Origin of the sequence: Paraburkholderia sp. WS6 (assembly GCF_030464835.1) — a bacterium.
GTDB classification, from domain to species: domain Bacteria; phylum Pseudomonadota; class Gammaproteobacteria; order Burkholderiales; family Burkholderiaceae; genus Paraburkholderia; species Paraburkholderia madseniana.
Genome location: NZ_JALQCK010000032.1, coordinates 59836 through 85077, shown reverse-complemented (window position 1 = coordinate 85077; position 25242 = coordinate 59836). Strand labels below are relative to the sequence as shown.

The window sequence follows — 25242 nt, the reverse complement described above, 5'->3', positions numbered from 1 at the left end:
GGTATGTCCTCCATGTCCAAGCTGAACCCGCTGCGCGCTGCGTCCCGTTTGATGGCAGTCTGTCTGTCGACCTTTCTCTTCGGCGCTGCTGCCCATGCGCAAGCGTTGCCTGATTCGATCGCCAAGGCCAAGGTCATCAAGGTCGCGGTGAACTCGATCTACCCGCCGATGGAATACAAAGACCCGGAGAGCGGCGAACTGACCGGCTTCGATATCGACCTCGGCAATGCGATTGCAAAGCAACTCGGCGTCAAGCTGGACTGGCAGGAGTCGGCGTTTGAACAATTGCTGCCCTCGCTCGCTACCGGGCGTGTGGACATGGTGCTGAGCGGATTGAGCGACGTGCCGGGGCGCCGCGATACGGCGGATTTTCTCGATTACCTAAATTCAGGCGCACAGTTCTACATTCTGACTGGCGCGCATGGCGGCGAGATCCGCCAGTCGGCGGATCTGTGCGGAAAGGCGGTCGGCACGAGCCGCAGCACGTCGTTCCCGGCGGACACCGCAGCATGGAGTGCGAAGAACTGCGTCGGCAAGACGCCGATCACGGTGGTGGGTACGGAAGACACTTCATCCGCACGTATGCAGTTGAAGCAAGGGCGAATCGTGGCGGGCGTGCAGGGCAGCGAGACCCTGCCGTACGCAATGAAGCTCGAACCGAACACCTACAAGCCCATTGGCGAACCGTTCGCGGCTTCGCCTGAGGGTATCGCCTTTGCGAAGTCCAACGCGAAGCTGCGCGATGCGGTGCGGGCCGCGCTCGACAAACTGGTCGCGAACGGCACATACAGTGCGATCGTGGCGAAGTGGGGGCTGCAATCGAGCGCGGTTCAGCAGGTGACGATGAACGGTGCGAAGGACCATTGAAGCACCTGGGTCACTCCACGTTCTCGCTCAGCCACATGGCGAATGCCGACACGAGCGGCGTATCGGACAGCTCCTGCCGGGACACCAGGTAATACGCGTGTCTCGACGGCACGGTGATGCTGAACGGCCGAATCAGCGTGCCGTCCATCAGGTCGTCCCGCACCGAGAAACTGTCGCCGAGCGCCACACCCTGACCGTGAATCGCCGCTTCGATACCGATATGCGCATTGCCGATTTCAAGAATCCTGATGCCTTCGAGCTTGTCGGCCGACGCATGCGCGAGCCATCGCATCCACGATCCCGAATGCTCGCAAAACAGCGCTTTGCCCGCGAGATCCTCGGTCTTGCGGATCGCGTTGGGCCCGTTCATCAAAGCGGGACTGACAACCGGAAACAGCGCCGGATGCGTAATCAGCGAAACGTGACGATCGCGCCAGCGGCCTTCTCCGTAGCGCACGCATATGTCGACATCTGGCGAATACACCTCGCGGTCGTCGTTGGAGGGGATCACTTTCAGATTGATCCTCGGGTACTGGTCGAGAAACTCGCCGATGTGCCGGGCCATCCAGCGCGAGGTGAACAGCAGCGGCGTGGACACGACGAGATCGCCGGCCATTTCGGGTGAGTCCAGTTTGACGACGGCGTTGGCGATCATGTCGAACGCGCTTTTGACGGGCTGCAGCAAGGCCTCGCCTTCGCGCGTCAGTTTCACGCGCGCCTTTGATCTGACGAACAGCGTAACGCCGAGTGACTCTTCGAGAATGCGGATCTGATGGCTGACCGCGCTGGCGGTCACATGCAGCTCCTGCGCGGCGCCGGCCACGCTCGAGCGCCGCGCGGCGGCTTCGAACGCACGGAGAGGATTGAGCGGTGGCAGGCGGTTTCGCATGAGGTGAGAAGAGATGCTGAGAAAAATTTCATTTGAACGGAATTTAATTCTCGCTACAAGAAGAAAAACTGGATACGTACAGTGGAGTCAACTTAACGGAGGGGACTAGCAGCGATGAATATTTCTGAACCGATCGAGCGTTTGTGGGGCGGGCGTTTCAAGTCGGGGCCGTCGGCGGCGCTCAAGGCGCTATCGCGTTCGGATCCGAGCTTCTTCCGGCTCGCGCCGTACGATCTGGCCGGTTCCCGCGCGCATGCGCAGGAACTGCGCCGCGCTCAGATCCTGACCGAAGAAGAATTGCAGCAACTGCTGGGCGAAATGGACAGGCTGCAAGCGCAGTACCTTGCAGGCGAGATCGGACCGTCGCAGGATGACGAGGACGTGCACACGTTCCTCGAACGCGAAATGACGCAACGTTTGGGCGCTACCGGCGGCAAGCTGCGCGCGGGCCGTTCGCGCAACGACCAGGCGGCCAACGACCTGCGCCTGTTCCTGCGCGACAAGGCACGCACGCTGGCGCACGCGGTGATCGATTTGCAGAACGCACTGATCGAACAGGCCGATGCGCACACCCGCAGCGTGACGGCGGGCTTTACCCATCTGCAGCCGGCGCAGCCGGTCGTGTTCGCGCATCATTTGCTGGCGCACGCGCAGTCGATTTACCGCGACGTCGATCGCCTGGTGGACTGGGACCGGCGCAGCGCGCGCTCGCCGCTGGGCGCGGCAGCGCTGGCGGGCTCGGCGATCTGCCTCAGCCCGGAGTTGTCAGCCACCGAGCTCGGCTACGACGCACCCTGCGAAAACTCGATCGACGCCGTCGCTTCACGCGATCACGTGGCGGAGTTCGTGTTCATTGCGAGCATGCTGTCGGTGAATCTGTCGCGGCTGTCGGAGGAAGTGATCCTGTGGACGACGCGCCAGTTCGGCTGGGTCGTGCTGGACGATGGCTACGCCACGGGCAGCTCGATCATGCCGCAGAAGAAGAACTCGGATATCGCGGAGCTTACGCGCGGCAAGGCGGGGCGACTGATCGGCAATCTTGGCGGCCTGCTGGCGACGTTGAAGTCGCTGCCGCTCGCGTACAACCGCGATCTGGCGGAAGACAAGATCGCCGCGTTCGACAGCATCGACACGCTGGAGTTGGTATTGCCCGCGATGGCTGGCATGATCCGCACGATGCAGGTGAACGTGGGCGAGATGCGCCGCCAGGCGCCGCTGGGTTTCACGCTCGCCACGGAGGTGGCCGACTGGCTCGCGCTGCGCGGTATTCCGTTCAGCGAGGCGCACGAGATTACTGGCGCGCTGGTAAGGGCGTGTGAAGAGCAGGGCATCGAGCTGGGCGAGGTGTCGGTGGCGACGTTGGCGCAGGTGGATGCGCGGCTGGAGGCGTCGGTGCTGGAACACGTAACGCTCGAAGCGGCGGTGGCCGCGCGCAGCGGCTACGGCGGTACGGCGCCGGCACGCGTGGAAGAGCAGATCACCCGGCTGCGTGCGGCGATCGACAAGCAGACCGCGTGGGCGGCCGACTACAGGGGGCCATCATGGTAAGCGTTTCAAACGATCGGGCGGCACTGCCCGCGGAGGCTCAGAAGCAGATGACAGAGATGAGTGAAGACGTCACCGACATTTCGCATCTGGAACATGTGCGGCGCCGCTACTGGGGTCGTTATGTGGCCTCGGCGGCGATCATCGCGTTGATTGGGTACGTGGTGCTGGCGTTCGCACACGGCCAGATCGAATGGCGTTACGTCGCGCGCTTCCTGACGGCGCGTTCGATCCTGAACGGCCTCGTCAACACGATCGTGATGACGGTGCTGGCGATGGTGCTGGGCGTGGTGCTCGGCGTGATTACCGCGATCATGCGGCTGTCGCCCAATCCGGTGTTGCAAGCAGTCGCGCAAGGCTATGTGTGGCTGTTTCGCGGCACACCGGTGATCCTGCAACTGCTGCTGTGGTTCAACCTGGCGCTGGTGTTTCCGTCGATGGGCATCCCGGGCCTGTTCGAATTTCGCACGGTGGACGTCATGACGCCGTTCCTCGCGGCGTTGCTGGGTCTAGGGATCAACCAGGGGGCGTACACCTCGGAAGTGGTGCGCGCGGGGCTGCTGTCGGTGGACACGGGTCAGTATGAAGCGGCCAAGTCGATCGGCATGCCGCGGCTGCAGGCGCTGCGCCGGGTGATTCTGCCGCAGGCGATGCGGGTGATCGTGCCGCCGATCGGCAACGAGCTGGTGGGGATGGTGAAGCTGACGTCACTCGCGAGCGTGATCCAGTACGCGGAGATGCTGCACAACGCCGAGAACATCTACTACGCGAATGCACGGGTGATCGAGCTGCTGATGGTGGCCGGGGTCTGGTATCTGGTGGTGGTGACGGTGCTGTCGTTCGCGCAGTCGCGGGTAGAGCGGCACTACGCCCGCGGGGCGGGACGTGCATCGGGCCGGCAATGAAGGCGCCGGTGACGACAGGACAAGGAGCCGAAATGAATTCAATCGTTCGCGCGGTCGACGTGCGCAAGTCATATGGCGAGTTCAAAGCGCTGCAGGGCATCACGCTGGATGTGGCCAAAGGCGAAGTGCTGTGCGTGATCGGGCCGTCGGGCTCGGGCAAGAGCACGTTCCTGCGATGTATCAACCAGTTGGAGAAGATTAACGACGGGGCGCTGTGGGTGAACGGCGAACTGGCGGGCTACCGGCGGGTAGGCAACCGGCTGCACGAACTGTCGGAGCGGCAGGTGGCGCGCCAGCGTCTGGCGACCGGCATGGTGTTCCAGAAATTCAACCTGTTCCCGCACAAGACGGTGCTGGAGAACGTGATCGAAGGTCCGGTGCAGGTGCTCAAGCGGCGGCGCGCGGAGGCGGAAGAAGAGGCGCGTTCGTTGCTCAAGCGGGTAGGACTCGCTCACAAGTGCGATGCATTTCCGGTGGAACTGTCCGGTGGACAGCAGCAACGGGTGGCGATTGCACGTGCACTGGCGATGCATCCGCAACTGATGCTGTTCGATGAGCCAACCTCGGCGTTGGATCCTGAACTCGTGGGCGAGGTGCTGGCGGTGATGCGTGACCTGGCGAAGAGCGGCATGACGATGATCGTGGTGACGCATGAACTGGGCTTTGCACGCGAGGTGGCCAACCGGGTGGTCTTCATGGATCAGGGGCAGGTGGTGGAAACCGGCACGCCTGATCAGGTGCTCGGGCAGCCAAAACATAAACGTACGCAGGATTTCATCTCGGCTGTGCTTTCCTGATCACAAGCGTGGTCCTGGTTGGGACCCGCTTTCCCAATTCTTCTAGCAAGCGAGTTTTTATGAACACGTCCCTTCGTTTTCGTGAGTGGTTCACACTGGCGGTTGGTATCGTTGCATTGCATGCCCCGTTGTCCCATGCGCAAACTACGGCTCCGTCAATTGGCAAGAGCACGCTCGTCGCGGCGATCGTGCCGAACTATCCGCCGTTCGAATACAAGGACCCGGCCACCGACAAGCTGATGGGCTTCGACGTCGATCTCGGCGAAGCGCTCGCCGCGAAGCTCGGCGTCAAGCTCGAATGGCAGGAAACCAGCTTCGACCAGATGATGAGCGCGCTGACGACGAAGCGCGTCGACGTGATCCTGTCGGGCATGACCGATCTTCCCGAGCGCCGCGGGGCGGTGAACTTCCTCGACTACATCACAACCGGTCCGCAGTTCTACACGATGAAGGCGCGTGCGGGAGAGTTCGCGACGATGGATGCGTTGTGTGGCAAGACCGTCGGAACGAGCCGCCGCACATCGTTTGTGAACGATGCCGCGAAGTGGAGCGATGAGCATTGCGTGAAGGCAGGTAAGCCGCCCGTCAAGGTAGTCGGTACGGACGGCTCGTCGGACGCGCGCATGCAGTTGCGCCAGAACCGGATCGATGCGGCGGTGCAGGGCGGCGAAACTTTGCCGTACCAGAACTCGATTGAGCAGAACGCGTACGCGCCGATCGGCCAGCCATTCCTGTCGCAGTACACCGCGCTCGGTATGTCGAAGGACAACGCGGCGCTCAATACGGCGTTGACCAATGCGTTCAACCAACTGATCGCCGACGGCACTTACCAGAAGATCCTGGCGAAATGGGGTTTGCAGCAACACGCCGTGCCGAAGGCGCTCGTTAACGCCGGCACCTGATACGGGTGTAAGCCTCGCTCAGACCGTCATCACGCTCGACAGATGGTCTGCCCGCGCCGCTGGCTCCCCGAGCCAGCGGCCCATCGTAGCGGGCTTGTGCGCTTCCAAGCCGCTGAGCGTTTTCTGCCAGTGCTTGGCGTCGACTTTCAGCTCCGGGCCATCGCCTTGCCGACATGTTCGGCAAACGCTTTGACCTTCGCCGAATGCCGGCGCTCCAGTGGGCTCACCAGATGGATCGGGATGGGGATCGTCTCCCAATCCGGCAACATCCGCTGCACTTCGCCACTGGCTAACTCGTCATCGAACAGCCACGTCGGCGAATAGCCGATACCCATACCCGCGAGCACCGAGGCCCGCATGACCTCGCTGCTGTTGGTTTGCAGATTACCTTCGACCCGCACGATGCGCGTGGTTCCCACCGGATCTGTCGCGCCGGGTCCTGCCGTAAAACGCCACGCGTTGCGCATCGCCAGTTCGGTGTAGACGATGCAGTTGTGCCCACTCAAGTCGTCGGGGGCGCGTGGCGCTTTCGTTCCTTTGGGCAGTGAGCGCACGTAGCTGCGATGCGCCATCAACATTCGCTGGGCCGTTCCCACGCGACGCGCGATGAGGCTGCTGTCCGGCAGATCGCCGAGCCGCACCGCGACGTCGATCCCCTGTTCCACGAGATCGACAAAACCATCGCTCAGGCGCAGGTCGATCTTCACGCCAGGATGCTCTGCCAGAAACGACTGAACCAATGGCATGAGTTTGAGGCGCCCGAAGCCGACTGAAGCCGCGATCCGCAGCCAGCCCGTCAGTTGCTGTTCGCCGCGCCGCAGCGCGCCTTCGGCCTCCGCGATTTCCGCGACCAGGCGCCGCGCCTGTTCGAAATAGTGTTCACCTTCTTCGGTCAGCGCAAGCGAACGCGTGGTTCGCGTCAGCAGCCGCGCGCCCAGCTCGCGCTCGAGTGCCGCGACCTGTTTGCTCACTGCGCTTTGCGTCGTGTCGGCCTCGTGCGCGACCGCGGAAAAGCTGCCGGCCTCCACCACGCGCACGAACGTCTTCATTGCCTGCAGCTTGTCCATTTTGCTCAATATATTCCTGAATGGAATCAGTTATATGAGCATACACCATCTATATCCTCAATCTGGAATCAGTCAAAGTGCAGTCATCGCAAACGCGATTCGATGCAACCCACCCCAAGGAGTACGGACATGAACTCACCCGTCGTTCTTATCACTGGCGCGCTGACCGGCATCGGCCGCGCTACCGCTCTTGCTTTTGCTCGCGAAGGAAACCGCGTGGTTGTCAGCGGCCGGCGCGAAGAGGCAGGTCATGCGCTTGCCGCCGAATTGCGTGCGCTTGGCGCCGAAGCCGAATTCCTGCGCGCCGATGTGCGCTTCGAAGCCGAAGTACGCAGCGTCGTCGAGCAGACCGTCGAGCGTTTCGGGCGCCTCGACGTGGCGGTCAACAACGCCGGCACGGAAGGTCAACTGGCGCCCATCGTCGAGCAGACGGCAGCCAACTACGAAGACACGTTCTCAGTCAACGTGCTCGGCACGCTGCTGTCGCTCAAGCACGAAATGCGCGTGATGCTGGCGCAGGGCGCGGGCTCCATCATCAATCTCTCATCGATCGCGGGTCAGGTCGGTATTGCGGGTGCGTCCGTCTACGCAGCCAGCAAGCATGCGGTCGAAGGTCTCACGAAGAGCGCGGCGCTCGAAGGCGCTGCCGCAGGCGTGCGCGTCAACGCCGTGGCGCCGGGTCCTGTCGCGACCGAAATGCTCGACCGTTTTGCCGGCGGGAGCGAGGAGGGCAAGGCCGGTTTCCTCGCGACGATACCGGCGCGACGCGCCGCGACCCCGGATGAAATCGCCCAGACCATCGTCTTCCTTGCGAGCGACAAGGCGCGCTACCTCACCGGACAGAACATTGCAGTCGACGGCGCCTATACCGCGCAATAACGCACGAGTTTTTCCACCTGGCTTTATTCATCTTTTCTACTCAGGAGCATCACCATGACCACCATCAATGTCCCGACGCGCGACGAAGTTTCCCCGGCTAACCAGGCCATCTTCGACAAGCTCAAGAGCAGTCTCGGCACAGTACCCAACCTGTACGCGACGCTCGCCCATTCGGAGCATGCGCTCGGCAACTACCTCGCGTTCCAGAACGCGAAGAGCAGTATCACCGGCAAGGCGCGCGAAATCGTGAACCTCGTCGTGAGCCAGGTCAACGGCTGTGAATACTGTCTGGCCGCACACACCATGATCGGCAAGATGAACGGCTTCACCGACGAACAGATTCTCGAAATCCGCGGTGGCAAGGCAAGTTTCGACGCGAAGTTCGATGCGCTCGCGCGCCTGGTGAAGAACATCGCGGTCAACCGCGGGCACGCAGATCAGGCGCTTTTGGATGCGTTCTTCACTGCGGGTTGGACCAAGGCCAATCTGGTCGACACGATCGTCGTGATCGGCGACAAGACCGTCACGAACTATCTGCACGCAACGACGCGCGTACCGATGGACTTCCCCGCTGCGCCGCAACTCGCTGCCTGATGGTTGCAGCCGGGCAAGGCACGGTGCTCATAAGATGTCCGCATTGCCCGGCTGACTGGAGTGTTACCGTATATCTATCCAGTCAGCGATCCCGGCACGCCAATCAGGCGCTTAGCTACAATAAAGCGCCTTGAAAGCACGCCCGATGAAACGCAAGCGATCAATTGAACACGGAGAAGACGATGATAGAACGACACATGGTGACGACAGCGTTTGACCTTCCGGGACACAGGATAGAGCGCTCATTCGGCGTCGCTCGCGGGATCATCGTTCGGTCCCGATCCGTCGTTGGTGCACTTGGCGCATCGCTGCAGACGATTTTTGGAGGCAACATCACGCTTTACACCTCGCTGTGTGAGCGAGCGCGGCAGGATGCATATGACCGAATGATTGCGCAGGCTGCGGACCTTGGCGCAAACGGCATCATCGGCATGCGGTACGACGCAACCGAGATAGCGAGAGGCATCACAGAGGTGTTGTGCTATGGGACGGCGGTCCACACGACGTTGCTGGTTTGAAGAGCGCGTGCCGATCAGGGCTGAGAACATGACCACATGATCTGAAGGCATTGACGGGTGGTCAGGGGCTTGGCTGGATCGACACAAAGATCATGAGAGCAGCCGATCTGAACATAGGGACGGTTCCGTATGAGACGGTGTTCGACATGGTTCAGGGCGGCCGGCTGGACTATTTTCCGCGTGGTGTCATTGAAGCTTTAATGTCGCGCGGGTTTGGAGGCGTGCTTTGCTTCAAGCACCATCGTGTCGTCGGCCATCTTAAGAAAACTATCAACGATCGGATTTGTGTACTGAAGCTGCGGACAAACGGTGAATCCCCGAAACACGACGTCCGGTGAAAACGGCCGAAACTGGATCTTCGTGGGATTGGCATCGAAAGTCGCAAGCGGATTCACGATGCCGATTCCCAACCCGCGCGACACCATCGCGCAAATCGTCGCACCGTATGGCGTTTCGATAGTCGGCACCTGATTGACTTCCGCCTGACGCAACACACGATCCAGCGACGAACGTGTGTCGTCCGCATACGAAGGCAGAACCAACCTTTCGTTACGCAGATCGCCTGCATGGATACGTTTGCGCGCAGTCAGCGGATGCCCGGCCGGTAGCGCACACACGCCGGGTAGCCGATATAACTCGGCGCTCGTCACACCAAATGCATCGGGCGTAGTCGTAGCAAAGCCGATATCGCAATAGGCCGCCGAGGCCCAACGCTGGATCGTGCCTTCGCTGCGCATTTCCAGCGATATCGCGATGCGTGGATAGACGGCAAGAAAACGCTCGATCACCATCGGGATGAACGACAACGCCAGCACCGGCGCCGCGACGAGCCGCAGACGGCCACTGCCGAACTGGCGGATTTCACGCGCGGAATGCGCAAGTTTCTCTAGGCCCACAAAACTCCGGTCCACTTCGCGGTAAAACGCGCTCCCCGCGTCTGTGGCCTGAATCCGTCCGCCATTGCGCGTGAACAGCGCCAATCCCGTCGATGTCTCCAGTTCCGCAATCAACCGGCTGATGCTCGGCTGCGACGTGCCAAGTTCCTCGGCGGCGGCGGTCATCGAGCCGCGCAACATGACCAGCCTGAACGCTTCGATTTGCCGCTGATTCATCCTTTTGCCTCGTCTGCCTTCGTTGATCCGGCTCCCAGCTTGCCATACCAAATTTGAATGGCAGACGTTTTTGGTCGTATTTGACCGGATGGTCGACGAAAACCTAGACTGGCTTGCATCTTCTTACCGGCCATAGACGATGCGCTCCGATGCCCTGCTGCTTCACGACGATTTTCGCGTGACCCCGTACTGGTGGGACGCCGCGCCGCCCGAGACGGCCCGTGACGCGCTGCCGTCCGGCGTCGACGTGGTGATCGTCGGCAGCGGCTATTGCGGCTTGTCGGCGGCTGCGGTTGCAGCGCGCCTCGGCGCGAGCGTCGCCGTGCTCGACGCCGCAGAGATCGGGGCGGGCGGCAGCACGCGCAGCGGCGGCATGGTGTCGAGCGGACAGAAACTCGCGCTGACCAATGCGATTCGTGGCGTATCGGCAGAGCGGCTGGGACGGCTGATGCGCGAGTCGATGGCGAGCTTCGATTACCTGAAGCGCCTTGTCGCCGAGGAGTCGCTCGACGCCGATCTGCAGATCACCGGCCGTTTCTTCGGCGCATTCACGCCGCGCCACTTCGATCGTTTGCGGCGCCAGGGCGACCTCTTGCGCGAGAAGACCGGCGTGACGGTGCATGTCGTGCCGCGCGCGGAGCAGCATACGGTGATCGGCTCCGACTACTACTACGGCGGGATTCTCGTCGATGAATACGGTGGTCTGCATACGGCCAAATATCATCGCGCGCTGCGAGATCTAGCGCGGCGTTGCGGCGCGACTTTGCATTCACATGCGGGAGTGGAACGAATCGAACGCAATGGCGCGAGTTTTCGGGTTCATGCAACGCGAGGAATAATCGACGCGAAGCATGTGCTGGTCGCGACCAACGGCTACACCGGACGGCTGCTGCCGTTCTTCGCGCGGCGCGTGCTGCCGGTCGCGAGTTACCAGATCGCGACGGAGCCGCTGCCGCCCGGACTGATGGCCGTGCTGAATCCGGGGCGGCGCATGATCAGCGATTCGAAACGCAATCTGTTCTACACAAGGCCATCGCCCGACGGCACGCGAATGCTGTTCGGGTCGCGCCCCGCCATCCGCGAGGTGAGCGAACGTGAAGCGGCAAGGATGCTGCACGCGAAGATGATCGAGTTGTGGCCCGCACTGCGCGACGTGCGCATCACGCACGCGTGGAAGGGCTACGTCGCGATGACGGGTGACAAGCTCGCGCATATCGGTGAACAGGACGGCATTCACTACGCGCTCGGCTGCAACGGCAACGGTGTCGCGCTGATGAGCTATCTGGGCTCGCGAGTCGTGAGATCCATGCTCGGACTCGATGCGCAGGCGGGCGCATTCGGTGAGGGCACGTTTCCGGTCAGCCCGGCCGGCATGGCGAGCCGCCTGAGCGTGCCGGTCGGCACGGCGCTCTATGCGTTCGACGATTTCTGGAGCGGCCGCGCGCGCGCCGCGCTTTCTTGACAGACTTCCCATCGCAGGTCCTTTCGACGGAGCTAACATCATGCGTTTTCGCCATCTTCTCAGCCTCTTTGCGGTTGTCGTGCCTCTATCGCTCGCGTTGCACGGCAACGCCCGTGCCGACGACATCGGCACGCTGACGCCCGGCAAGCTGGTCGCCGGCGTGGATGCGAACAACAAGCCGTATTCGTATATCGACAACGGCAAGATGACGGGCTTCGACGTCGAACTGCTGCGCGCCGTCGCCGCGAAGCTCGGCCTGAGCGCCGAGTTCCGCGCGCAGGATTTCAGCGGACTGCTGCCGAGCGTTGCGAACCAGCAGATCGATCTGGCCGCCGGGTCGATTTCGATCACGAAGGAACGCCTGAAGATGGTCGATTTCTCAGAGGGCTATCTGACGGGCCTTCTGAGCGTAGCAACCTTGCCCGACAGCACGATCACGAGCGACCCATCATCGGTGAAGGGCAAACGGATCGGCGTCGTGCAGGGCACCATCGAGGACACGTATTCGGACAGCTACCTGCCGGGTGCGCAGATCGTGCGCTTTCCGAACCTGAACGCGGGATTCCTTGCGATGCGCTCGAAATACATCGATGGCTACTTCGTGGATAAAACGCTCGTGGAGGGCTTGCAGGGCAAGTATCCGCAAATGAACATCGCGGACAAGCTCGACATCTCCGCCGTCAATCTGCCAGCCGGTTTCCCGGTGCACAAGGGCAACGCCAAGCTCGAGGCAGCGCTGAACAAGTGCATCGGCGAACTGGTTGCGGACGGAACATGGCTGAAGCTGTACCTGCAGTTCCACCCGGGTTATTCCAAGCCCGCGAGCCTGCCGCCGTACGCGATGAAGACCGATAACTGATTGAGTTCGGCCGACTGCGGACCGGCGGCTGAACCCGCTGCCGATGCTCAACAGGGAGCACATCATGAATGCTTTCTTGCAGAACTTTCTCGACTGGCCGTTGCTGATCTCGTCGATACCGTCGTTGCTGTGCACGGGCCTCGTCAACACGCTGGTGCTATCGGTGTTTTCGACCGTGCTGGGGATCGTCGCGGGCATGATGCTCGCGTTGATGACGGTGTCGCATACACGCTGGTTGATGCTGCCCGCACAGGTGTTCATCGACGTGTTTCGCGGCCTGCCGGCCGCGCTCGTGATCCTGCTGGTCGGCCAGGGACTCGCGCCAGTGGGGCTCGCGATCTTCGGACCCAATCCATATCCGCTTGCGATCGTCGCACTTGGGCTGATCTCGTCCGCGTATATCGCGGAGATTTTCCGCTCCGGCATTCAAAGCGTGGGGCGCGGACAACTGTCCGCGTGTCAGGCGCTCGGCATGACATACTGGAGCAGCATGCGCCACGTGATCGTGCCGCAAGGCGTGCGGCGCATCTTGCCGGCGCTTGCGAACCAGTTCATTTCGATCGTCAAGGATTCGAGTCTGGTCTATTTTCTCGGCCTGCTGACTTCGCAACGCGATCTGTTTACGATCGGCCAGAACACGTCGGTGAATACCGCGAACCTGTCGCCACTGGTGGCCGCGGGTGCGGTGTATCTGCTTGTGACCGTGCCGCTCACGCACGCGATCAATCACATCGACCGCTGGACCAACCGTCATGCGAATCCGGCGCGCGGCAGTTCCAGTACACGATTGTCACGCCGGCAGCGCAAAGCGCAGGCTTCGGCCAGTTCGACTGTGCCGGTCAGGGCCGGCATTGCCGATCAACATAACTAGTCTTCACAGGCAGGACACCAGCCACAATGGGACCCAAAGTAGACACGGTCGCTGACGACGCCACCTTGCCTGCGCAAGTCGATGTCGTCGTCATCGGCGGCGGCATTATCGGTGTGAGCACAGCTCTTTATCTGAGCGAGAAGGGATTGCAGGTCGCGCTATGTGAGAAAGGCCATATTGCGGGCGAGCAATCGAGTCGCAATTGGGGTTGGGTGCGCGTCACGCATCGAGACATGCGCGAGTTCGCGTTGAGCATCGAAAGCCTGAAGCTGTGGCGGAAAATGGATGCGACGCTCGGTATCGACACGGGCTTCAATCAATGCGGCATCCTCTACATGACCGACGAAGACACCGTGATGGACAGTCATCACGTATGGCTCGACAAGGCGCGCCACGTAGCAGGCGACACGTTCGACACGCGCGTGGTCGACGGGCGTGCCGTTGCTGAACTCTTGCCCGGCGCGACGAAAGCGTTCAAAGGCGGACTCTACACACCCGGCGACGGCCGCGCCGAACCGCAAAAAGCCGCACCTGCGATCGCGAATGCGTTGCGCAAACGCGGTGTCAAGATTCTGACGCCATGCGCCGCCCGTGGCATCGAAACAAGCGCAGGGCGCGTCAGTGCGGTGGTCACCGAGCACGGCACGATTCGTTGCAACAGCGTCGTCGTCGCGGGTGGTGCGTGGTCGCGGTTGTTCTGCGGCAACCTGGATGTCGATGTACCGCAACTGCTGGTAAAGGCCTCGGTGCTTCGCACCGAGCCGCTCGACGGCGGCCCGACCTGTAGCGCGAGTAACAAGAAATTCGCGTTTCGCAAGCGCGCCGACGGCGGCTATACGATCGCTTTTGGCTTCCGCACCTATAGCGATCTCACGCCCGATTCCTTTCGCCTGTTCTTCAAATATGTCGAAGCGTTGAAGAGCCAGTTGGGCTCTTTGCGCATCGGCATCGGCGCTCGCTTCTTCGAGGAATTGCGCCGTCCGCGTCATTGGGCGCTCGACCGTCCCACCGCGTTCGAAGCGGTCCGCACGCTCGATCCCGAACCGATCACCCGGTACACCGACGCCGGTTTGCGCGAGTTCATCAAGGTCTTTCCGCATCTGGCGCACGCGCGAATCGCGCAGCGCTGGGCGGGCTACATGGACGTGACGCCGGACGCGATTCCAGTGATCTCCGGTGTCGATGCGGTGCCGGGCCTCTTTATCGGCACCGGCTTTTCGGGGCATGGATTCGGCATCGGCCCGGCGGCCGGAAAGCTGATGGCCGATCTGGTGACGAACGATACGCCGCTTGTCGACCCGCATGCGTTCCACCTCAACCGGTTCAGCGACGGAACGAAGATCGTGATCGACGCGGGCTTCTAAGGCGATCTTTCATCAGAAGGAATAGCCGGTCATTACGAAGCCGACGTAACGCGTTTGCCATAACATGATGTCATGGGCACCACAACAATTGCGGCGTTGTCGCCATTAAATAGACTCACTATATTGGCCTCAATGCGCATTACATCCACGATCTCTTTCGCTTAACCCTTTCGAGGACAAAGTCGTGATCAAGAAGCCCATGTTGCGCCCGCTTGCGGCGGTTCTGATTCTTGGTGTCGCGGGTCTGGTGCCTGCGTGTCTCACGCCTGTTTTTGCTGCGGGGAAGATTACCTTTGTTTCTCAAGGCGGCACGTATCAGGAAGCGCAGACCAAGGCGATCCTCGATCCCGCTGCGAAGCTGCTGAACATTACCGTGAACCAGGACAGCATCCCGGACGCGTGGCCGCAGATCAAGGCGCAGGCTGCAACCGGCAAGCCGATCTGGGACGTGGTCGATACGCCGACGTCCAACGGCCTGCGCGGCGGCCACGAAGGCCTGCTGGAGAAGCTCGATTTCTCGAAGATTCCGAATGGGGCCGCGATGCCCGAGAAATACCGCACGCCGTATTCAGTCGCCTATGAGTTCTATTCGACGGTCATCGGCTACAACAAGAAGTCGTTGAAGAAAGTGCCGCAGAGCTGGGCCGATTTCTGGAATGTGAAGGGATTCCCCGGCACGCGCGCGTTGCGTAACGATCCGCAGACGGTGCTCGAAGCCGCGCTTCTGGCAGACGGCGTGCCGCGCGATAAGCTTTATCCGCTCGATGTCGACCGTGCATTCAAGAAGCTTCAACAGATCAAGCCGGACGTGACCGTCTGGTGGACCTCGGGCGGGCAGTCGGCACAATTGCTGCACGACGGCGAAGTCGATATGACGATGATCTGGAACGGCCGCGCGAGCGCCGTGCGTAAAGACAACCCCGATATCGACTTCACGTTCAACGATGGCATTCTGCAGAACACCCAGTTGTGCGTGCTGAAGAACGCGCCGAACCTGGCCGACGCGATCAAATTCGTCAACGCCGCTGTCTCGCCCGAATTGCAGGCGAACCTGCCGCTGTACATCGACTATGGCCCAGGCAATCCGGCGGCCTTCAAGACCGGCAAGATCGACGCGAAACGCGCGAGCGAGCTGCCGAGCTCGCCGGACAATGCGGCGAAGCAGGCGCTCATGTCGGAGGAGTGGTGGGCCTCGGACGCCGGCATTCAGGCGAAGGCGCGCTGGCTCAAGTTCATGCAGTAAGGCGCAGGCCGGTCCCGACGCGCGGGCTCACGGGTTCGCGCGCACGTTTTGCTCACCCGTTCCGCACGTTTCACCGCCCGCGTAATCATCGAACGTGATCGACTATCTGATTCTCGGCGGCGGTTCGGCGGGCTGCGTGCTCGCCGCGCGCCTGTCCGAAGACGCCGGCAAGACCGTCTGTCTCGTCGAGGCCGGCCGCAATATCTCGCAGACGGACATGCCTGCTGCCGTGCGTAGCCGGTACCCTGGCCGCGCCTATCTCGACACGGCGAACATCTGGCAGCGCCTGAAGGCGCGCATGAGCATGTCGGCGACGACACGACGCTACGAACAGGCGCGCCTGCTCGGCGGCGGCTCGGCAATCAATGCGCTGATGGCGAATCGCGGCGCGCCCGCCGATTACGACGAATGGGACGCGCTAGGCGCACACGGCTGGAACTGGAACGCCTGCCTGCCGTACTTCCGTAAACTCGAATCCGATTGCGACTTCGACGGTGAGCTGCATGGCAAGAGCGGCCCGGTCCGCATCCAGCGCACGAACTGGGCACGCATCTCACCCTTCGTGCGCGCGGTGCTCGACACGCTCGCCGCGCGCGGCCACGTGCGGCGCGACGATCAGAACGGCGCATGGGAGGACGGCACGTTCATCGGATCGATCGCGGTGAGCGAGGCCGGCGAGCGTATCCCGACGTCGGTCTGCTATCTCGACGATACCGTGCGTGCCCGTCCGAACCTCCAGATTCGTACTGGGATACTCGTCGAGCGCGTGCTGTTCGACGGCACGCGCGCGGTTGGTGCGCGCATCGTCGCCAGCGAGGGCAGGGATGGGCTCAGCGAAGAATTGCGCGCCGAGCATGTAATCGTCTGCGCCGGTGCGATCCACAGTCCTGCGCTGCTGATGCGAAGCGGCATCGGACCGGCCGCTGAGCTCTCCGCGCTGGGTATCGAAGTGCGCGCGGACCGGGCCGGCGTCGGCGGCAATCTGATGGAGCATCCGTCGATCGCGGTCTCCGCGGTTTTGCCGTGGGCCGCCCGCACGCCGTTTCCCGACGAGCATCACGAGCAGGCCATCGTGCGCTTTTCGTCGGGCATGCACGACACAGTGCCCGGCGACATGCACGGTGCGATCCTGTCGCGTTCGGGCTGGCATTCAGTTGGCTACCGGCTCGGCACGATCTTCTTCTGGGTGAACAAGTCGTACTCGCGCGGCCGGGTGACGCTGACGTCGGCAAGTCCGCATAGCGAACCCGCAGTCGATTTCAACATGCTGTCTGATGCTCGCGACCTCGAACGCCTGAAGGGCGCGCTGCGCTTCGGCGCTGAAACGCTGGCTGATCCGATGATGGCGAAGCATCGCGCGACGCTTCTGCCTTCGAGCTATTCGCCGCGTGTCGCAAGTGTGGCCGTGCCGGGTGCGTGGAACGCGTTGCAACGCGGCACGCTGAGCGCGCTGCTGGACATCGCGGGTCCGTTTCGCGCGTGGCTCGTGCGACGCGTGGTCACTCAGGGCGTGACGCTGAACGACCTGCTCGCCGACGATCATGCCTTGACGAAGTTCGTCACGCGCTCGGTGGGCGGTACCTGGCATCCGTCGGGAACCTGCCGGATGGGCGCCGCCGACGATCCGCTCGCTGTCTGCGATGCGCGTGGCGCCGTGTATGGCGTGAACGGGCTTTACGTGTGCGATGCGTCGCTGATGCCGTCGATACCGTGCGCCAACACGAATATTCCGACCATCATGATCGCGGAGCGCATCGCGGATATGCTGCGTGGCCGCGCCTAAGCGACGTGCCGGGTTGAGAAAACGGAAGCGGCCCGTCGACCGCCGCAGCGCTCAGTTGCCCTCAGTCTCCATACCCCACGATGCCTTTTACTTCGAGAAACGCCTCGAGCCCCCACTCGGCGTATTCGCGCCCATTGCCTGACTGCTTGTAGCCGCCGAAAGGCGAGCCGGCGTCCCATGACGGATAGTTCAGGTACACGCTGCCCGCCCGCAACCTGAACGCTACGCGCCGGGCGCGCTCGTGATCTGCGGATTGCACATAGGCCGCGAGACCGAAGGGACTGTCGTTCGCAATCGCGATCGCATCGTCTTCGTCGCGATACGGCATGATCGCGAGCACGGGTCCGAAGATCTCTTCGCGCGCGATCGTCATGGACGGACGCACGTTCGCGAACACAGTAGGTTGCACGTAATAGCCGCGTTCGAGACCTTGCGGACGACCGACGCCACCGGTCACGACCTGCGCGCCCTCGTCGATGCCGGCCGCGATCAGCCGTTCCACGCGCTCGAATTGCACGCTGCTGACAACCGGCCCCAACGTCGTGCGCTCATGGTCTGCAGGGCCGACGCGATGTGCTTCTGCCGCCCGCCGGGCGATCGCCAGCGCCTCCTCATGGCGCGTCTCGGGTACCAGCATGCGCGTCGGTGCATTGCATGACTGGCCGCTGTTGTTGAAGCACGAGTTGACGCCCGCCGTCACGGCGGCTTCAAAGTCGACGTCGTCCAGCAGGATGTTGGCCGACTTGCCACCCAACTCCTGATGCACGCGCTTGACGGACGGCGCCGCGAGCTTCGCGATCTCGATGCCCGCGCGTGTCGAGCCGGTGAACGACACCATGTCGACATCGGGATGCGACGCAAGCGCCGCACCGACGGTCGGTCCATCACCGTTCACGAGATTGAAGACCCCCGGCGGCACGCCTGCGGCTTCCAGGATCTCCGCGAACAGCAATGCGTTGAGCGGCGTCACTTCGCTGGGCTTCAGCACCATCGTGCAGCCGGCCGCGATAGCGGGCGCAGCCTTGCAGACAATCTGATTGATCGGCCAGTTCCACGGCGTGATCAACGCGACGACGCCCACCGGTTCGTGATTAACGAGCGTGGTGCCTTTTTTGCGTTGCCACACGAACGTTTCGCACGTGCGGATCAATTCGTCGAGATGCCGCCGTCCGATTCCGGCCTGCCATGCGTGCGCCATCGCGCGCGGGGCGCCCAGTTCGCGCGAGATCGTGTCGCCCATCTCGTCGTGACGTTCGAGAAAGACCTCGAGAATGCGACGGATCAGCGCGAGACGCTCGGCGGGCGTGGTCTGCGAGAACGACGTGAACGCGCGTTTTGCCGCGGCGACCGCGCGATCGATATCGGCGGGTGTGCCCATTGCCACTTCGGCGAACGCTTCTTCGGTGCAGGGATCGATGACGGGCAGGCGTGCCGTGCCCGACGGCTCGACCCACGTGCCGTCGATATAGAACTTCAGTGTATTGATCATGCGAGAGGTGTGTAGGAGGAGGTCAGACGCGCGCCGCGCCGGAGCGCCGGCTCACCACGACGATCATCACGAGGCACAGCGTCAGCGCCGTAAGCATCGTGCTGATCGCCGCGATGGTCGGATCGATCTCGTCACGCAGCGTGACGAACATGCGACGCGTCAGCGTCTGGTTCGAGCCGCCCGACACGAAGAGGGCGACTACCGTTTCGTCGAGCGCCTGAATGAACACGAACACGGCGCCCGAGATCACGCTCGCCTTGATCTGCGGCAGCGTCACCGTCATGAAGCTGCGAAAGCGATTCATGCCGAGGCTGCGGGCGACCATCTCCTGGGTGCGGTCGAAGGTGCGAAGATCGGCGCCGACCGAGATCAGCACATACGGCAGCCCGAGCATCGTATCCGCGAGAATCAGCCCGCCGAGCGTATTCACATAGCCGGCCTGCGAGTAGACGAAAAACACGCCCACGGCGACGATGATGATCGGCACCATCAACGGCAGCATCAGCAGCGTGCGCAGATAGCGCATGATCCAATGCGTGCCGTTCTGAATCGCATAGGCGGCGCACACGCCGAGCGGCGTCGCGAGCAGTGCGGCGCAGATCGAGGCGGTCAGCGTGGTGCGCGCGGCGTCGATCCACGCGGGGTTGTCGAAGAACGAGTGATACCAGCGCAGCGAATAGGCGGGCGGGGGGAAGGTCATGAAGCGCGTGTCGGAGAACGACAGTGGCACGACGATCAGCACCGGCACCATGAGGAACAGGAGGATCAACACAACCGCCGCGCCGAGGACGATCCGTCCGAACGAGAGCTTTGTCATTTCGCGCCCAGGGTCTTTTCGAGTGGCACCACGCGGCTCGCGGCGTAGAAAATCGCGAACACGCAGATCAGCAGCACGACGCTCACCGCGCTCGCGGCGCCCCAACTGTTATAGATCTCGACGTTGCGGCTCACCACCATCGACACCATGATCGACTTGCCGCCGCCCATCAACTCAGGCGTGATGTAGAAGCCGAGACACAGCACGAACACGAGGGTGACGCCGGCGAACACGCCGCTCATCGAAAGCGGCAGGAACACGCGCATGAACACATGCAGCGGCGAGCCGCCGAGACTCGCGCCCGCCTGCGAGAGATTCGGCGGAATCTTCTGCATGGCCGAATAGAGCGGCAGCACCATGAACGGCAGCAGGATATGAACCATCGCGATGATCGTGCCGAACTGGTTGTAGGCGAGTTGCACCGGCCGGTCGATCAGGCCTGAGGCGATCAAGGCCTTGTTGACGAGTCCCGTGCGCTGCAGCAACACGAGCCACGCATAAGTGCGCACGAGTACGCTGGTCCAGAAGGGCAGGATGACCATGCCGAGCACTAGCGCGCTTAGCTTCGGTGACAGCGAGGCCGCGAAGTAGGCCACCGGATAGCCGAGCACCAGCGTGATGACGGTGACGATGATGCTCAGTTTGAACGTCAGCAGAAAGGTTTCGAGGTAGGCGCCCGAGAACATGCGCCGATAGTTCTCGAGCGTGAAACCGTCGTGATAGATCGACTGCCACGACAGCCAGGCGAGCGGCACGACGAGCAGCACGACGATCACGAGGAGCGCCGGCGCCATCAGGAGAAGCATCGTGCGATCTTCGCGGCGCTGGTAGCGTGCGGCAGGATCGGACTCGGTGGCCTGCATCAATGTGGGTCCTTGGAGCATCCGTTTGGCGGTCGTCATCATGCACCTACGGCGTCGAGAAACTGATGCCACGCGGCGACGAGCCTCACACCCGGCGCGCGCAGCGAATGAAAAGGCACGGGCCGCAAACCAGGCGCGCCGAGCAGCGAAAGCTCGGGCGTCTCACCGAGGGCGAGCGCGGCGGCATGCTGTCCGAGCAGACTGGCCATCGCGACACCTGCTCCGTTATACCCCAGACAGAAGGTCGTGGCATCGTCGCTGCGCCCGACATGGGGCAGCGAATTGAACGTCATGCCGACATAGCCCGACCAGCGATACGCCACGCGCACGTCCGCGAGATCAGGGAAGAGCGCGACCATCGCCCGCTGCAGCCCATCGAAGCCGGTCGTCTGGCCTTCCTTGCCGAATGCGTCGCGGCCGCCGAACAGCATGCGGCCATCCGCCTTGCGGAACCACTTCATCATGCGCCGCGTTTCCGTGTAGCTGCGGCGTTCGACCATCAGGCGCGCGTCGAGATCGGCGGGCAAGCGCTCGGTGGCGATCATCGCGCTGCGGAACGGCACGAGTTCGCGCTGATACGGCGAGGTGGCCGGCGTGAGGTCCGAATAGGCATTGGTCGCAACGATCACCTGCTTCGCACGCACCGTACCGCCTGGCGTGCGCAACGTCACGTGCGTATCGCCGGGCGCGCGGTGCATCTGCAATACCGGCGTCGATTCGTAAATCGGCACGCCGCGCAGCGTCATACCGCGCGCGAGTCCGCGCACGTATTCGAGCGGCAGGATCGTGCCGGCATCCGCGCTCAGCACGCCGCCGACGAAACCCTTCGACCCCGTCTCGTGCTCGACTTCGGCGCGCGATTGCACGGTCATCGACGTATCGCCGAGCTTCGTGCGCACCCAGTCGGCTTCGGCACAGATCGCCGCGAGCACGCGCTCGGTGTGCGCGCAGCGCAGGCTGCCCGTATGCTCGAAGCGGGCCCGTGTGAGCCCGAACTCGTCGACCAGCGATTCGACGATCCGCACGCCTTCATGCGCGAGCCGGTGCATGCGTTTCGCGGTATCGAGACCATGCAACTGGTCGATCGTGGGAAACGACAGCCTGAATTTCGACGACACCACGCCGCCGTTGCGCCCGCTCGCGCCCCAGCCGACCAGGTTCGCGTCGAGTACGGCGCAACCGACGCCGCGTTTTTGCAGCGCATAAGCTGCGGCGAGGCCCGAGTAGCCCGCGCCGATCACCGCGACTTCGACGTCGAGATCGCGCGCGAGCGGCGCGCCGGCGCTAACGGCCGCGCCCGCATCGGGCGATGCGGCAGCGAGCGCTTGCCAGAGCGAGTCGGGCAGGGACGAGGGACGTGCCGTCGGCGCGAGCATCGGCTCAGGCGGCGAGGCGCGCTTCGGCTTCGACGGCGTCCGCGAGCTCGGCGAGCGTCGGGAACGTGAACGTCGGCGTCGTGACGGCCTCGGGCACCGGCGTGGCACCGAAGCCACGCTTGCCCTGACGGCGCTCGATCCAGCAGGTCGCATAGCCGAGTTCCGTGGCGACGCCGATGTCGTGGTACTGGCTTTGCGCGGTGTGCAGGATCTCGCCGAACTTGTAGCCGAATGCCGCCTGACGGCCGCGGTTGTACGCGAAGAATTGCGGATCGGGCTTGGCGACGCCGGTTTCGTCGCAGCAGACCGTGTCGTCGAACGGATCGCCAAGCGTGTGCGCGTAGGCCGACAGTGCGACGCGGTCCGCATTGGTCATGGCAACCAGGCGGAAGTGTTTGCGCAGGCGCTTGAGTGCGGCGACCGAGTCCGCGAAGGCGGGCCATTCGAGCACGTCACGCTGGAAGGCGGCGGCCGATTGCGCGTCGTCGGGCAGACCGAGTTCCTTCGCCAGCGACAGGTAGACGTTTGCCATTTCGTGGCTCGAGCGGCCCGGATGGGTCGCACGGCCGCGCATATACGGCTCGAAGATCTGGTCGTCGGTCAGGTCCTTCGCGGCCGGCCCGCCGAGGCGTCGCACGGAGGCGAGCACGCCGCGCTCGAAGTCGATGAGTGTGCCGACGACGTCGAACGTCAGGACCTTGAAATCGGTGAGCTTCATGAAATCATCCTTTTGCAGTTTGCTGTGAAAACGGGAGAGGGAGTGCCCCAAGCGTGGGCGGATAAAAAATGAATGAGATCAGGCAGGCACGACGATGGTGTCCTGCGGATCGAGAACGACGCTCATCGGCGCGCCCGGTTCCGGAATGCGCCGGCGCGCGTGGTGGCCGCCGGGCTGCCTGAGGCTGATGGCGGTGCCGTCGGCGAGCGTTGCGAACACGCGCAGGCTTTCGCCCTGGTACAGCACCTCGGTGACGTGGCACGACAAACGATTCACGCCCTCGCGCCGATCGCCGCCGTCGATTACGAGCTTCTCGGTCTGCACTGCGAGCAGCAGCTTGTCGCTGCGCGGCAGCGGGTGCGCGGTGCGCAGAACCGTATCGCCGAGACGCACGGCATCGTCGCCGGCGCGCGTCACGGCGAGCAGCGTCGCCTCACCGATGAAGCTCGCCACGAACGCGTCGCACGGACGGTCGTAGAGCCGCTCAGGCGTGTCGATCTGCACGAGCCGGCCGTTCTTCAGCACGGCCACGCGGTCGCTCATGGTGAGCGCCTCGCGCTGATCGTGCGTCACGTAGACGATCGTCGCGCCGAGCTTGCGATGCAGCCGCCGCAGCTCGATCTGCATGGTTTCGCGCAGTTGCTTGTCGAGCGCGGAGAGCGGCTCGTCCATCAGGATCAGTTGCGGCTCGAAGACCATCGCGCGGGCGAGCGCCACCCGCTGGCGCTGGCCGCCGGATAGTTGACCGATGCCGCGGTTTTCGTAGCCCGAGAGTTCGACCATCGCGAGCGCATCGGCGACCTTCTTCGCCCACGTCGCTTTGGGCTGACGGCGCGCGCGCAGCGGAAACGCGACGTTCTCGCCGACGCTCATGTGCGGAAAGAGCGCGTAGTTCTGAAAGACGATGCCGATGTCCCGTTTATGCGGCGGCGCAAATGTAATGTCGCGCTCGCCGACCCAGACCGCACCCGAACTCGGCTGCACGAAGCCGCCGAGAATGCCGAGCAGGGTGGTCTTGCCCGACCCCGACGGACCGAGCAGCGAGACGAATTCGCCGGGGGCGATGTCGAGCGACACGTCGTCGAGGGCCACGACCGGGCCATAACGTTTCGCTGCCGATCGGATCGAAACACCTGTTTTCGCTCGTGCGTCCATTGCGTCCTGTCTCGCTGTAGAGGCCTGCGTTAGGGAAAATATAGGCCGCGTCATTATTGACGGCAATTCCCAAATTGTTGGATAAGGCATAACATCAGGTCATGCCCAACCTTCGCAAAAAACTGCCGAGCGCCAATGCGCTGTTCGTGTTCGAAGCTGCCGCGCGCTGCGGCAACTTCACGCGCGCGGCGCAGGAGTTATATGTGAGTCAGCCTGCGGTGAGCCGCATGCTGGCGCGCATGGAAGACCATCTCGGCGTGCGGCTTTTCGAGCGCGTGCGTGGTGGGATCGAGCTGACTGAGAACGGCAAAATCCTCTACCGGAAAATCTCGGAAGGCTTCAATGGCATAGAAGGCGCGATACGGGAGATCGAGGCGCGTGCGACGGGCATCGAGTCCGTCACGCTGTCGGTGTCCACCGCGTTCACGACACACTGGCTGATGCCGCGCATGAGCCGGCTGAACCAGGCGTTTCCGAATGTCGATTTGCGGTTTCAGCTGATCTCGGGGCGAATCGGCGGGCCGCTCGTCGATGTGGATCTCGGCATGCGCTTTTTGCGCGAGGACGAGCTTGGCGAGAACAGCGTACTCGTCATGCCGGAGACGCTACTGCCGGTGTGCAACCGGCGCTATCACGAGACGGCCGCGACGCAGACGGGCCGCGAGCACGGCGACACCGTGATCGTGATGGACGACGGCGAGCGCGGCTGGCATGAACGCTTCGCCACGTTCGCGGCACACGGACGGCACGTAGCGAGCATGCTGAGCTTCAACGACTACGCGATCGTCGTGCAGGCGGCGCTGTTGGGGCAGGGCGTCGCGCTTGGCTGGCTCAATGTTGTGTCGCATTGGCTTCTCGAGGGCGCGCTGCTGCCGGCGGAGGAGGAGTTGATTGTGACGAACCGGCGCTGCTGTCTGGTGTGGCCGGAGAATCGACCGTTGCGTCCGGTTGCAGCGGATGTGCGGGACTGGATCATCGAGGAGACGCGTGCCGATGTGCGGGCTGTCGACCGCAATTATCCGAAGCTGGGACTGCGGCGTTTGCTCGCGGAGGCGGGGCTCGTGATCGGGCCGGGCCAGGATGAGGGGCGAAGGGTCAAGGCAGCCACGCCTTGATTGCGCTGCAGGAGGTCCGCCACTCGTTTTTCCAGCCGGCTTTGGCTTCCAG

The 25242-nt window shown here is 63.0% G+C and carries 24 protein-coding genes; 15 read left to right on the top strand and 9 right to left on the bottom strand.

Annotated elements, in window-relative coordinates:
• Positions 1–12 precede the first annotated feature (12 nt).
• Complete coding sequence (locus M0D64_RS30760) at positions 13–867, top strand: ABC transporter substrate-binding protein (protein WP_266260544.1); 855 nt, start codon at positions 13–15, stop codon at positions 865–867.
• Positions 868–877: 10 nt separating this feature from the next.
• Here M0D64_RS30760 and M0D64_RS30755 read toward each other — a convergent pair whose 3' ends face one another.
• A complete protein-coding gene (locus M0D64_RS30755) occupies positions 878–1756 on the bottom strand; it encodes a LysR substrate-binding domain-containing protein (RefSeq protein WP_266260543.1) in 879 nt (292 codons plus the stop codon).
• Between the two features lie 114 nt (positions 1757–1870).
• Between M0D64_RS30755 and argH the strand changes: the two genes are divergently transcribed.
• The 4 genes from argH to M0D64_RS30735 are packed head-to-tail and all read left to right on the top strand — an operon-like array spanning position 1871 to position 5905.
• The gene (gene argH / locus M0D64_RS30750) at positions 1871–3304 is read left to right on the top strand and encodes an argininosuccinate lyase (RefSeq protein WP_266260542.1); all 1434 of its coding nucleotides are present in this window, start codon (positions 1871–1873) and stop codon (positions 3302–3304) included.
• A gap of 47 nt (positions 3305–3351) precedes the next feature.
• Positions 3352–4206: an amino acid ABC transporter permease gene (locus M0D64_RS30745; RefSeq protein ID WP_054042937.1), complete on the top strand. Its 855-nt coding sequence runs from the start codon at positions 3352–3354 to the stop codon at positions 4204–4206.
• A gap of 32 nt (positions 4207–4238) precedes the next feature.
• Entirely contained in the window at positions 4239–5003 is a 765-nt protein-coding gene (locus tag M0D64_RS30740) for an amino acid ABC transporter ATP-binding protein (protein WP_154560802.1), read from the top strand.
• Positions 5004–5062: 59 nt separating this feature from the next.
• On the top strand, positions 5063–5905 hold the full coding sequence (locus tag M0D64_RS30735) for an ABC transporter substrate-binding protein (RefSeq protein ID WP_266260541.1): 843 nt from the start codon (positions 5063–5065) through the stop codon (positions 5903–5905).
• Positions 5906–6051: 146 nt separating this feature from the next.
• Here M0D64_RS30735 and M0D64_RS30730 read toward each other — a convergent pair whose 3' ends face one another.
• Complete coding sequence (locus M0D64_RS30730) at positions 6052–6972, bottom strand: LysR family transcriptional regulator (RefSeq protein ID WP_266260540.1); 921 nt, start codon at positions 6970–6972, stop codon at positions 6052–6054.
• A 129-nt stretch (positions 6973–7101) separates the two neighbouring features.
• Here M0D64_RS30730 and M0D64_RS30725 point away from each other — a divergent pair, with 129 nt between their 5' ends.
• From M0D64_RS30725 to M0D64_RS30715, 3 genes are all read left to right on the top strand, one after another.
• Complete coding sequence (locus M0D64_RS30725; RefSeq protein ID WP_266260539.1) at positions 7102–7851, top strand: SDR family NAD(P)-dependent oxidoreductase; 750 nt, start codon at positions 7102–7104, stop codon at positions 7849–7851.
• 54 nt (positions 7852–7905) lie between these two features.
• A complete protein-coding gene (locus M0D64_RS30720; RefSeq protein WP_266260538.1) occupies positions 7906–8445 on the top strand; it encodes a carboxymuconolactone decarboxylase family protein in 540 nt (179 codons plus the stop codon).
• Positions 8446–8627: 182 nt separating this feature from the next.
• Positions 8628–8963, top strand: a complete 336-nt coding sequence (locus M0D64_RS30715; RefSeq protein ID WP_154560821.1) for a YbjQ family protein — start codon at positions 8628–8630, stop codon at positions 8961–8963.
• Between the two features lie 197 nt (positions 8964–9160).
• On the opposite strand, the gene M0D64_RS30710 is transcribed toward M0D64_RS30715, so the two are convergent.
• A complete protein-coding gene (locus M0D64_RS30710; protein WP_266260536.1) occupies positions 9161–10075 on the bottom strand; it encodes a LysR substrate-binding domain-containing protein in 915 nt (304 codons plus the stop codon).
• A 139-nt stretch (positions 10076–10214) separates the two neighbouring features.
• On the opposite strand from M0D64_RS30710, the gene M0D64_RS30705 reads away from it, so the two are divergent.
• The 6 genes from M0D64_RS30705 to M0D64_RS30680 all read left to right on the top strand — a co-directional run bounded on the left by M0D64_RS30705 (position 10215) and on the right by M0D64_RS30680 (position 17657).
• Complete coding sequence (locus tag M0D64_RS30705) at positions 10215–11537, top strand: FAD-binding oxidoreductase (RefSeq protein ID WP_266260535.1); 1323 nt, start codon at positions 10215–10217, stop codon at positions 11535–11537.
• A gap of 40 nt (positions 11538–11577) precedes the next feature.
• The gene (locus M0D64_RS30700; protein ID WP_200619988.1) at positions 11578–12396 is read left to right on the top strand and encodes a transporter substrate-binding domain-containing protein; all 819 of its coding nucleotides are present in this window, start codon (positions 11578–11580) and stop codon (positions 12394–12396) included.
• A 64-nt stretch (positions 12397–12460) separates the two neighbouring features.
• Positions 12461–13267, top strand: a complete 807-nt coding sequence (locus M0D64_RS30695) for an amino acid ABC transporter permease (RefSeq protein WP_154560808.1) — start codon at positions 12461–12463, stop codon at positions 13265–13267.
• Positions 13268–13293: 26 nt separating this feature from the next.
• Positions 13294–14631 (top strand): FAD-binding oxidoreductase, encoded by a 1338-nt coding sequence (locus tag M0D64_RS30690; RefSeq protein WP_266260534.1) that lies wholly within the window; start codon positions 13294–13296, stop codon positions 14629–14631.
• Positions 14632–14815: 184 nt separating this feature from the next.
• Positions 14816–15874 (top strand): ABC transporter substrate-binding protein, encoded by a 1059-nt coding sequence (locus M0D64_RS30685; RefSeq protein ID WP_266260533.1) that lies wholly within the window; start codon positions 14816–14818, stop codon positions 15872–15874.
• Positions 15875–15968: 94 nt separating this feature from the next.
• Positions 15969–17657, top strand: coding sequence for a GMC family oxidoreductase (locus tag M0D64_RS30680; RefSeq protein WP_266260532.1), 1689 nt, complete (start codon positions 15969–15971; stop codon positions 17655–17657).
• Between the two features lie 61 nt (positions 17658–17718).
• Here M0D64_RS30680 and M0D64_RS30675 read toward each other — a convergent pair whose 3' ends face one another.
• The 6 genes from M0D64_RS30675 to M0D64_RS30650 all read right to left on the bottom strand — a co-directional run bounded on the left by M0D64_RS30675 (position 17719) and on the right by M0D64_RS30650 (position 24075).
• On the bottom strand, positions 17719–19146 hold the full coding sequence (locus M0D64_RS30675) for an aldehyde dehydrogenase family protein (RefSeq protein ID WP_266260531.1): 1428 nt from the start codon (positions 19144–19146) through the stop codon (positions 17719–17721).
• Positions 19147–19168: 22 nt separating this feature from the next.
• Positions 19169–19963, bottom strand: coding sequence for an ABC transporter permease (locus M0D64_RS30670; RefSeq protein ID WP_266260530.1), 795 nt, complete (start codon positions 19961–19963; stop codon positions 19169–19171).
• A complete protein-coding gene (locus M0D64_RS30665) occupies positions 19960–20826 on the bottom strand; it encodes an ABC transporter permease (RefSeq protein ID WP_233465424.1) in 867 nt (288 codons plus the stop codon). Before M0D64_RS30665 ends, M0D64_RS30670 begins: the two co-directional genes overlap by 4 nt.
• Before the next feature lie 38 nt (positions 20827–20864).
• A complete protein-coding gene (locus tag M0D64_RS30660; RefSeq protein WP_266260529.1) occupies positions 20865–22202 on the bottom strand; it encodes an FAD-binding oxidoreductase in 1338 nt (445 codons plus the stop codon).
• Between the two features lie 4 nt (positions 22203–22206).
• Positions 22207–22920, bottom strand: a complete 714-nt coding sequence (locus M0D64_RS30655; RefSeq protein WP_154567488.1) for an HAD-IA family hydrolase — start codon at positions 22918–22920, stop codon at positions 22207–22209.
• A gap of 78 nt (positions 22921–22998) precedes the next feature.
• Positions 22999–24075 (bottom strand): ABC transporter ATP-binding protein, encoded by a 1077-nt coding sequence (locus M0D64_RS30650; protein ID WP_266260528.1) that lies wholly within the window; start codon positions 24073–24075, stop codon positions 22999–23001.
• 101 nt (positions 24076–24176) lie between these two features.
• Here M0D64_RS30650 and M0D64_RS30645 point away from each other — a divergent pair, with 101 nt between their 5' ends.
• Positions 24177–25190 (top strand): LysR family transcriptional regulator, encoded by a 1014-nt coding sequence (locus tag M0D64_RS30645; protein WP_266260527.1) that lies wholly within the window; start codon positions 24177–24179, stop codon positions 25188–25190.
• The last annotated feature ends 52 nt before the right edge of the window (positions 25191–25242 follow it).

Bases quoted from the DNA above. Each gene is read 5' to 3' on its own strand.
- M0D64_RS30760 (WP_266260544.1), top strand. From the start codon at position 13: ATGTCCAAGCTGAACCCGCTGCGCGCTGCGTCCCGTTTGATGGCAGTC.
- M0D64_RS30755 (WP_266260543.1), bottom strand. From the start codon at position 1,756: ATGCGAAACCGCCTGCCACCGCTCAATCCTCTCCGTGCGTTCGAAGCC.
- argH (WP_266260542.1), top strand. From the start codon at position 1,871: ATGAATATTTCTGAACCGATCGAGCGTTTGTGGGGCGGGCGTTTCAAG.
- M0D64_RS30745 (WP_054042937.1), top strand. From the start codon at position 3,352: ATGACAGAGATGAGTGAAGACGTCACCGACATTTCGCATCTGGAACAT.
- M0D64_RS30740 (WP_154560802.1), top strand. From the start codon at position 4,239: ATGAATTCAATCGTTCGCGCGGTCGACGTGCGCAAGTCATATGGCGAG.
- M0D64_RS30735 (WP_266260541.1), top strand. From the start codon at position 5,063: ATGAACACGTCCCTTCGTTTTCGTGAGTGGTTCACACTGGCGGTTGGT.
- M0D64_RS30730 (WP_266260540.1), bottom strand. From the start codon at position 6,972: ATGGACAAGCTGCAGGCAATGAAGACGTTCGTGCGCGTGGTGGAGGCC.
- M0D64_RS30725 (WP_266260539.1), top strand. From the start codon at position 7,102: ATGAACTCACCCGTCGTTCTTATCACTGGCGCGCTGACCGGCATCGGC.
- M0D64_RS30720 (WP_266260538.1), top strand. From the start codon at position 7,906: ATGACCACCATCAATGTCCCGACGCGCGACGAAGTTTCCCCGGCTAAC.
- M0D64_RS30715 (WP_154560821.1), top strand. From the start codon at position 8,628: ATGATAGAACGACACATGGTGACGACAGCGTTTGACCTTCCGGGACAC.
- M0D64_RS30710 (WP_266260536.1), bottom strand. From the start codon at position 10,075: ATGAATCAGCGGCAAATCGAAGCGTTCAGGCTGGTCATGTTGCGCGGC.
- M0D64_RS30705 (WP_266260535.1), top strand. From the start codon at position 10,215: ATGCGCTCCGATGCCCTGCTGCTTCACGACGATTTTCGCGTGACCCCG.
- M0D64_RS30700 (WP_200619988.1), top strand. From the start codon at position 11,578: ATGCGTTTTCGCCATCTTCTCAGCCTCTTTGCGGTTGTCGTGCCTCTA.
- M0D64_RS30695 (WP_154560808.1), top strand. From the start codon at position 12,461: ATGAATGCTTTCTTGCAGAACTTTCTCGACTGGCCGTTGCTGATCTCG.
- M0D64_RS30690 (WP_266260534.1), top strand. From the start codon at position 13,294: ATGGGACCCAAAGTAGACACGGTCGCTGACGACGCCACCTTGCCTGCG.
- M0D64_RS30675 (WP_266260531.1), bottom strand. From the start codon at position 19,146: ATGATCAATACACTGAAGTTCTATATCGACGGCACGTGGGTCGAGCCG.
- M0D64_RS30670 (WP_266260530.1), bottom strand. From the start codon at position 19,963: ATGACAAAGCTCTCGTTCGGACGGATCGTCCTCGGCGCGGCGGTTGTG.
- M0D64_RS30665 (WP_233465424.1), bottom strand. From the start codon at position 20,826: ATGCAGGCCACCGAGTCCGATCCTGCCGCACGCTACCAGCGCCGCGAA.
- M0D64_RS30660 (WP_266260529.1), bottom strand. From the start codon at position 22,202: ATGCTCGCGCCGACGGCACGTCCCTCGTCCCTGCCCGACTCGCTCTGG.
- M0D64_RS30655 (WP_154567488.1), bottom strand. From the start codon at position 22,920: ATGAAGCTCACCGATTTCAAGGTCCTGACGTTCGACGTCGTCGGCACA.
- M0D64_RS30650 (WP_266260528.1), bottom strand. From the start codon at position 24,075: ATGGACGCACGAGCGAAAACAGGTGTTTCGATCCGATCGGCAGCGAAA.
- M0D64_RS30645 (WP_266260527.1), top strand. From the start codon at position 24,177: ATGCCCAACCTTCGCAAAAAACTGCCGAGCGCCAATGCGCTGTTCGTG.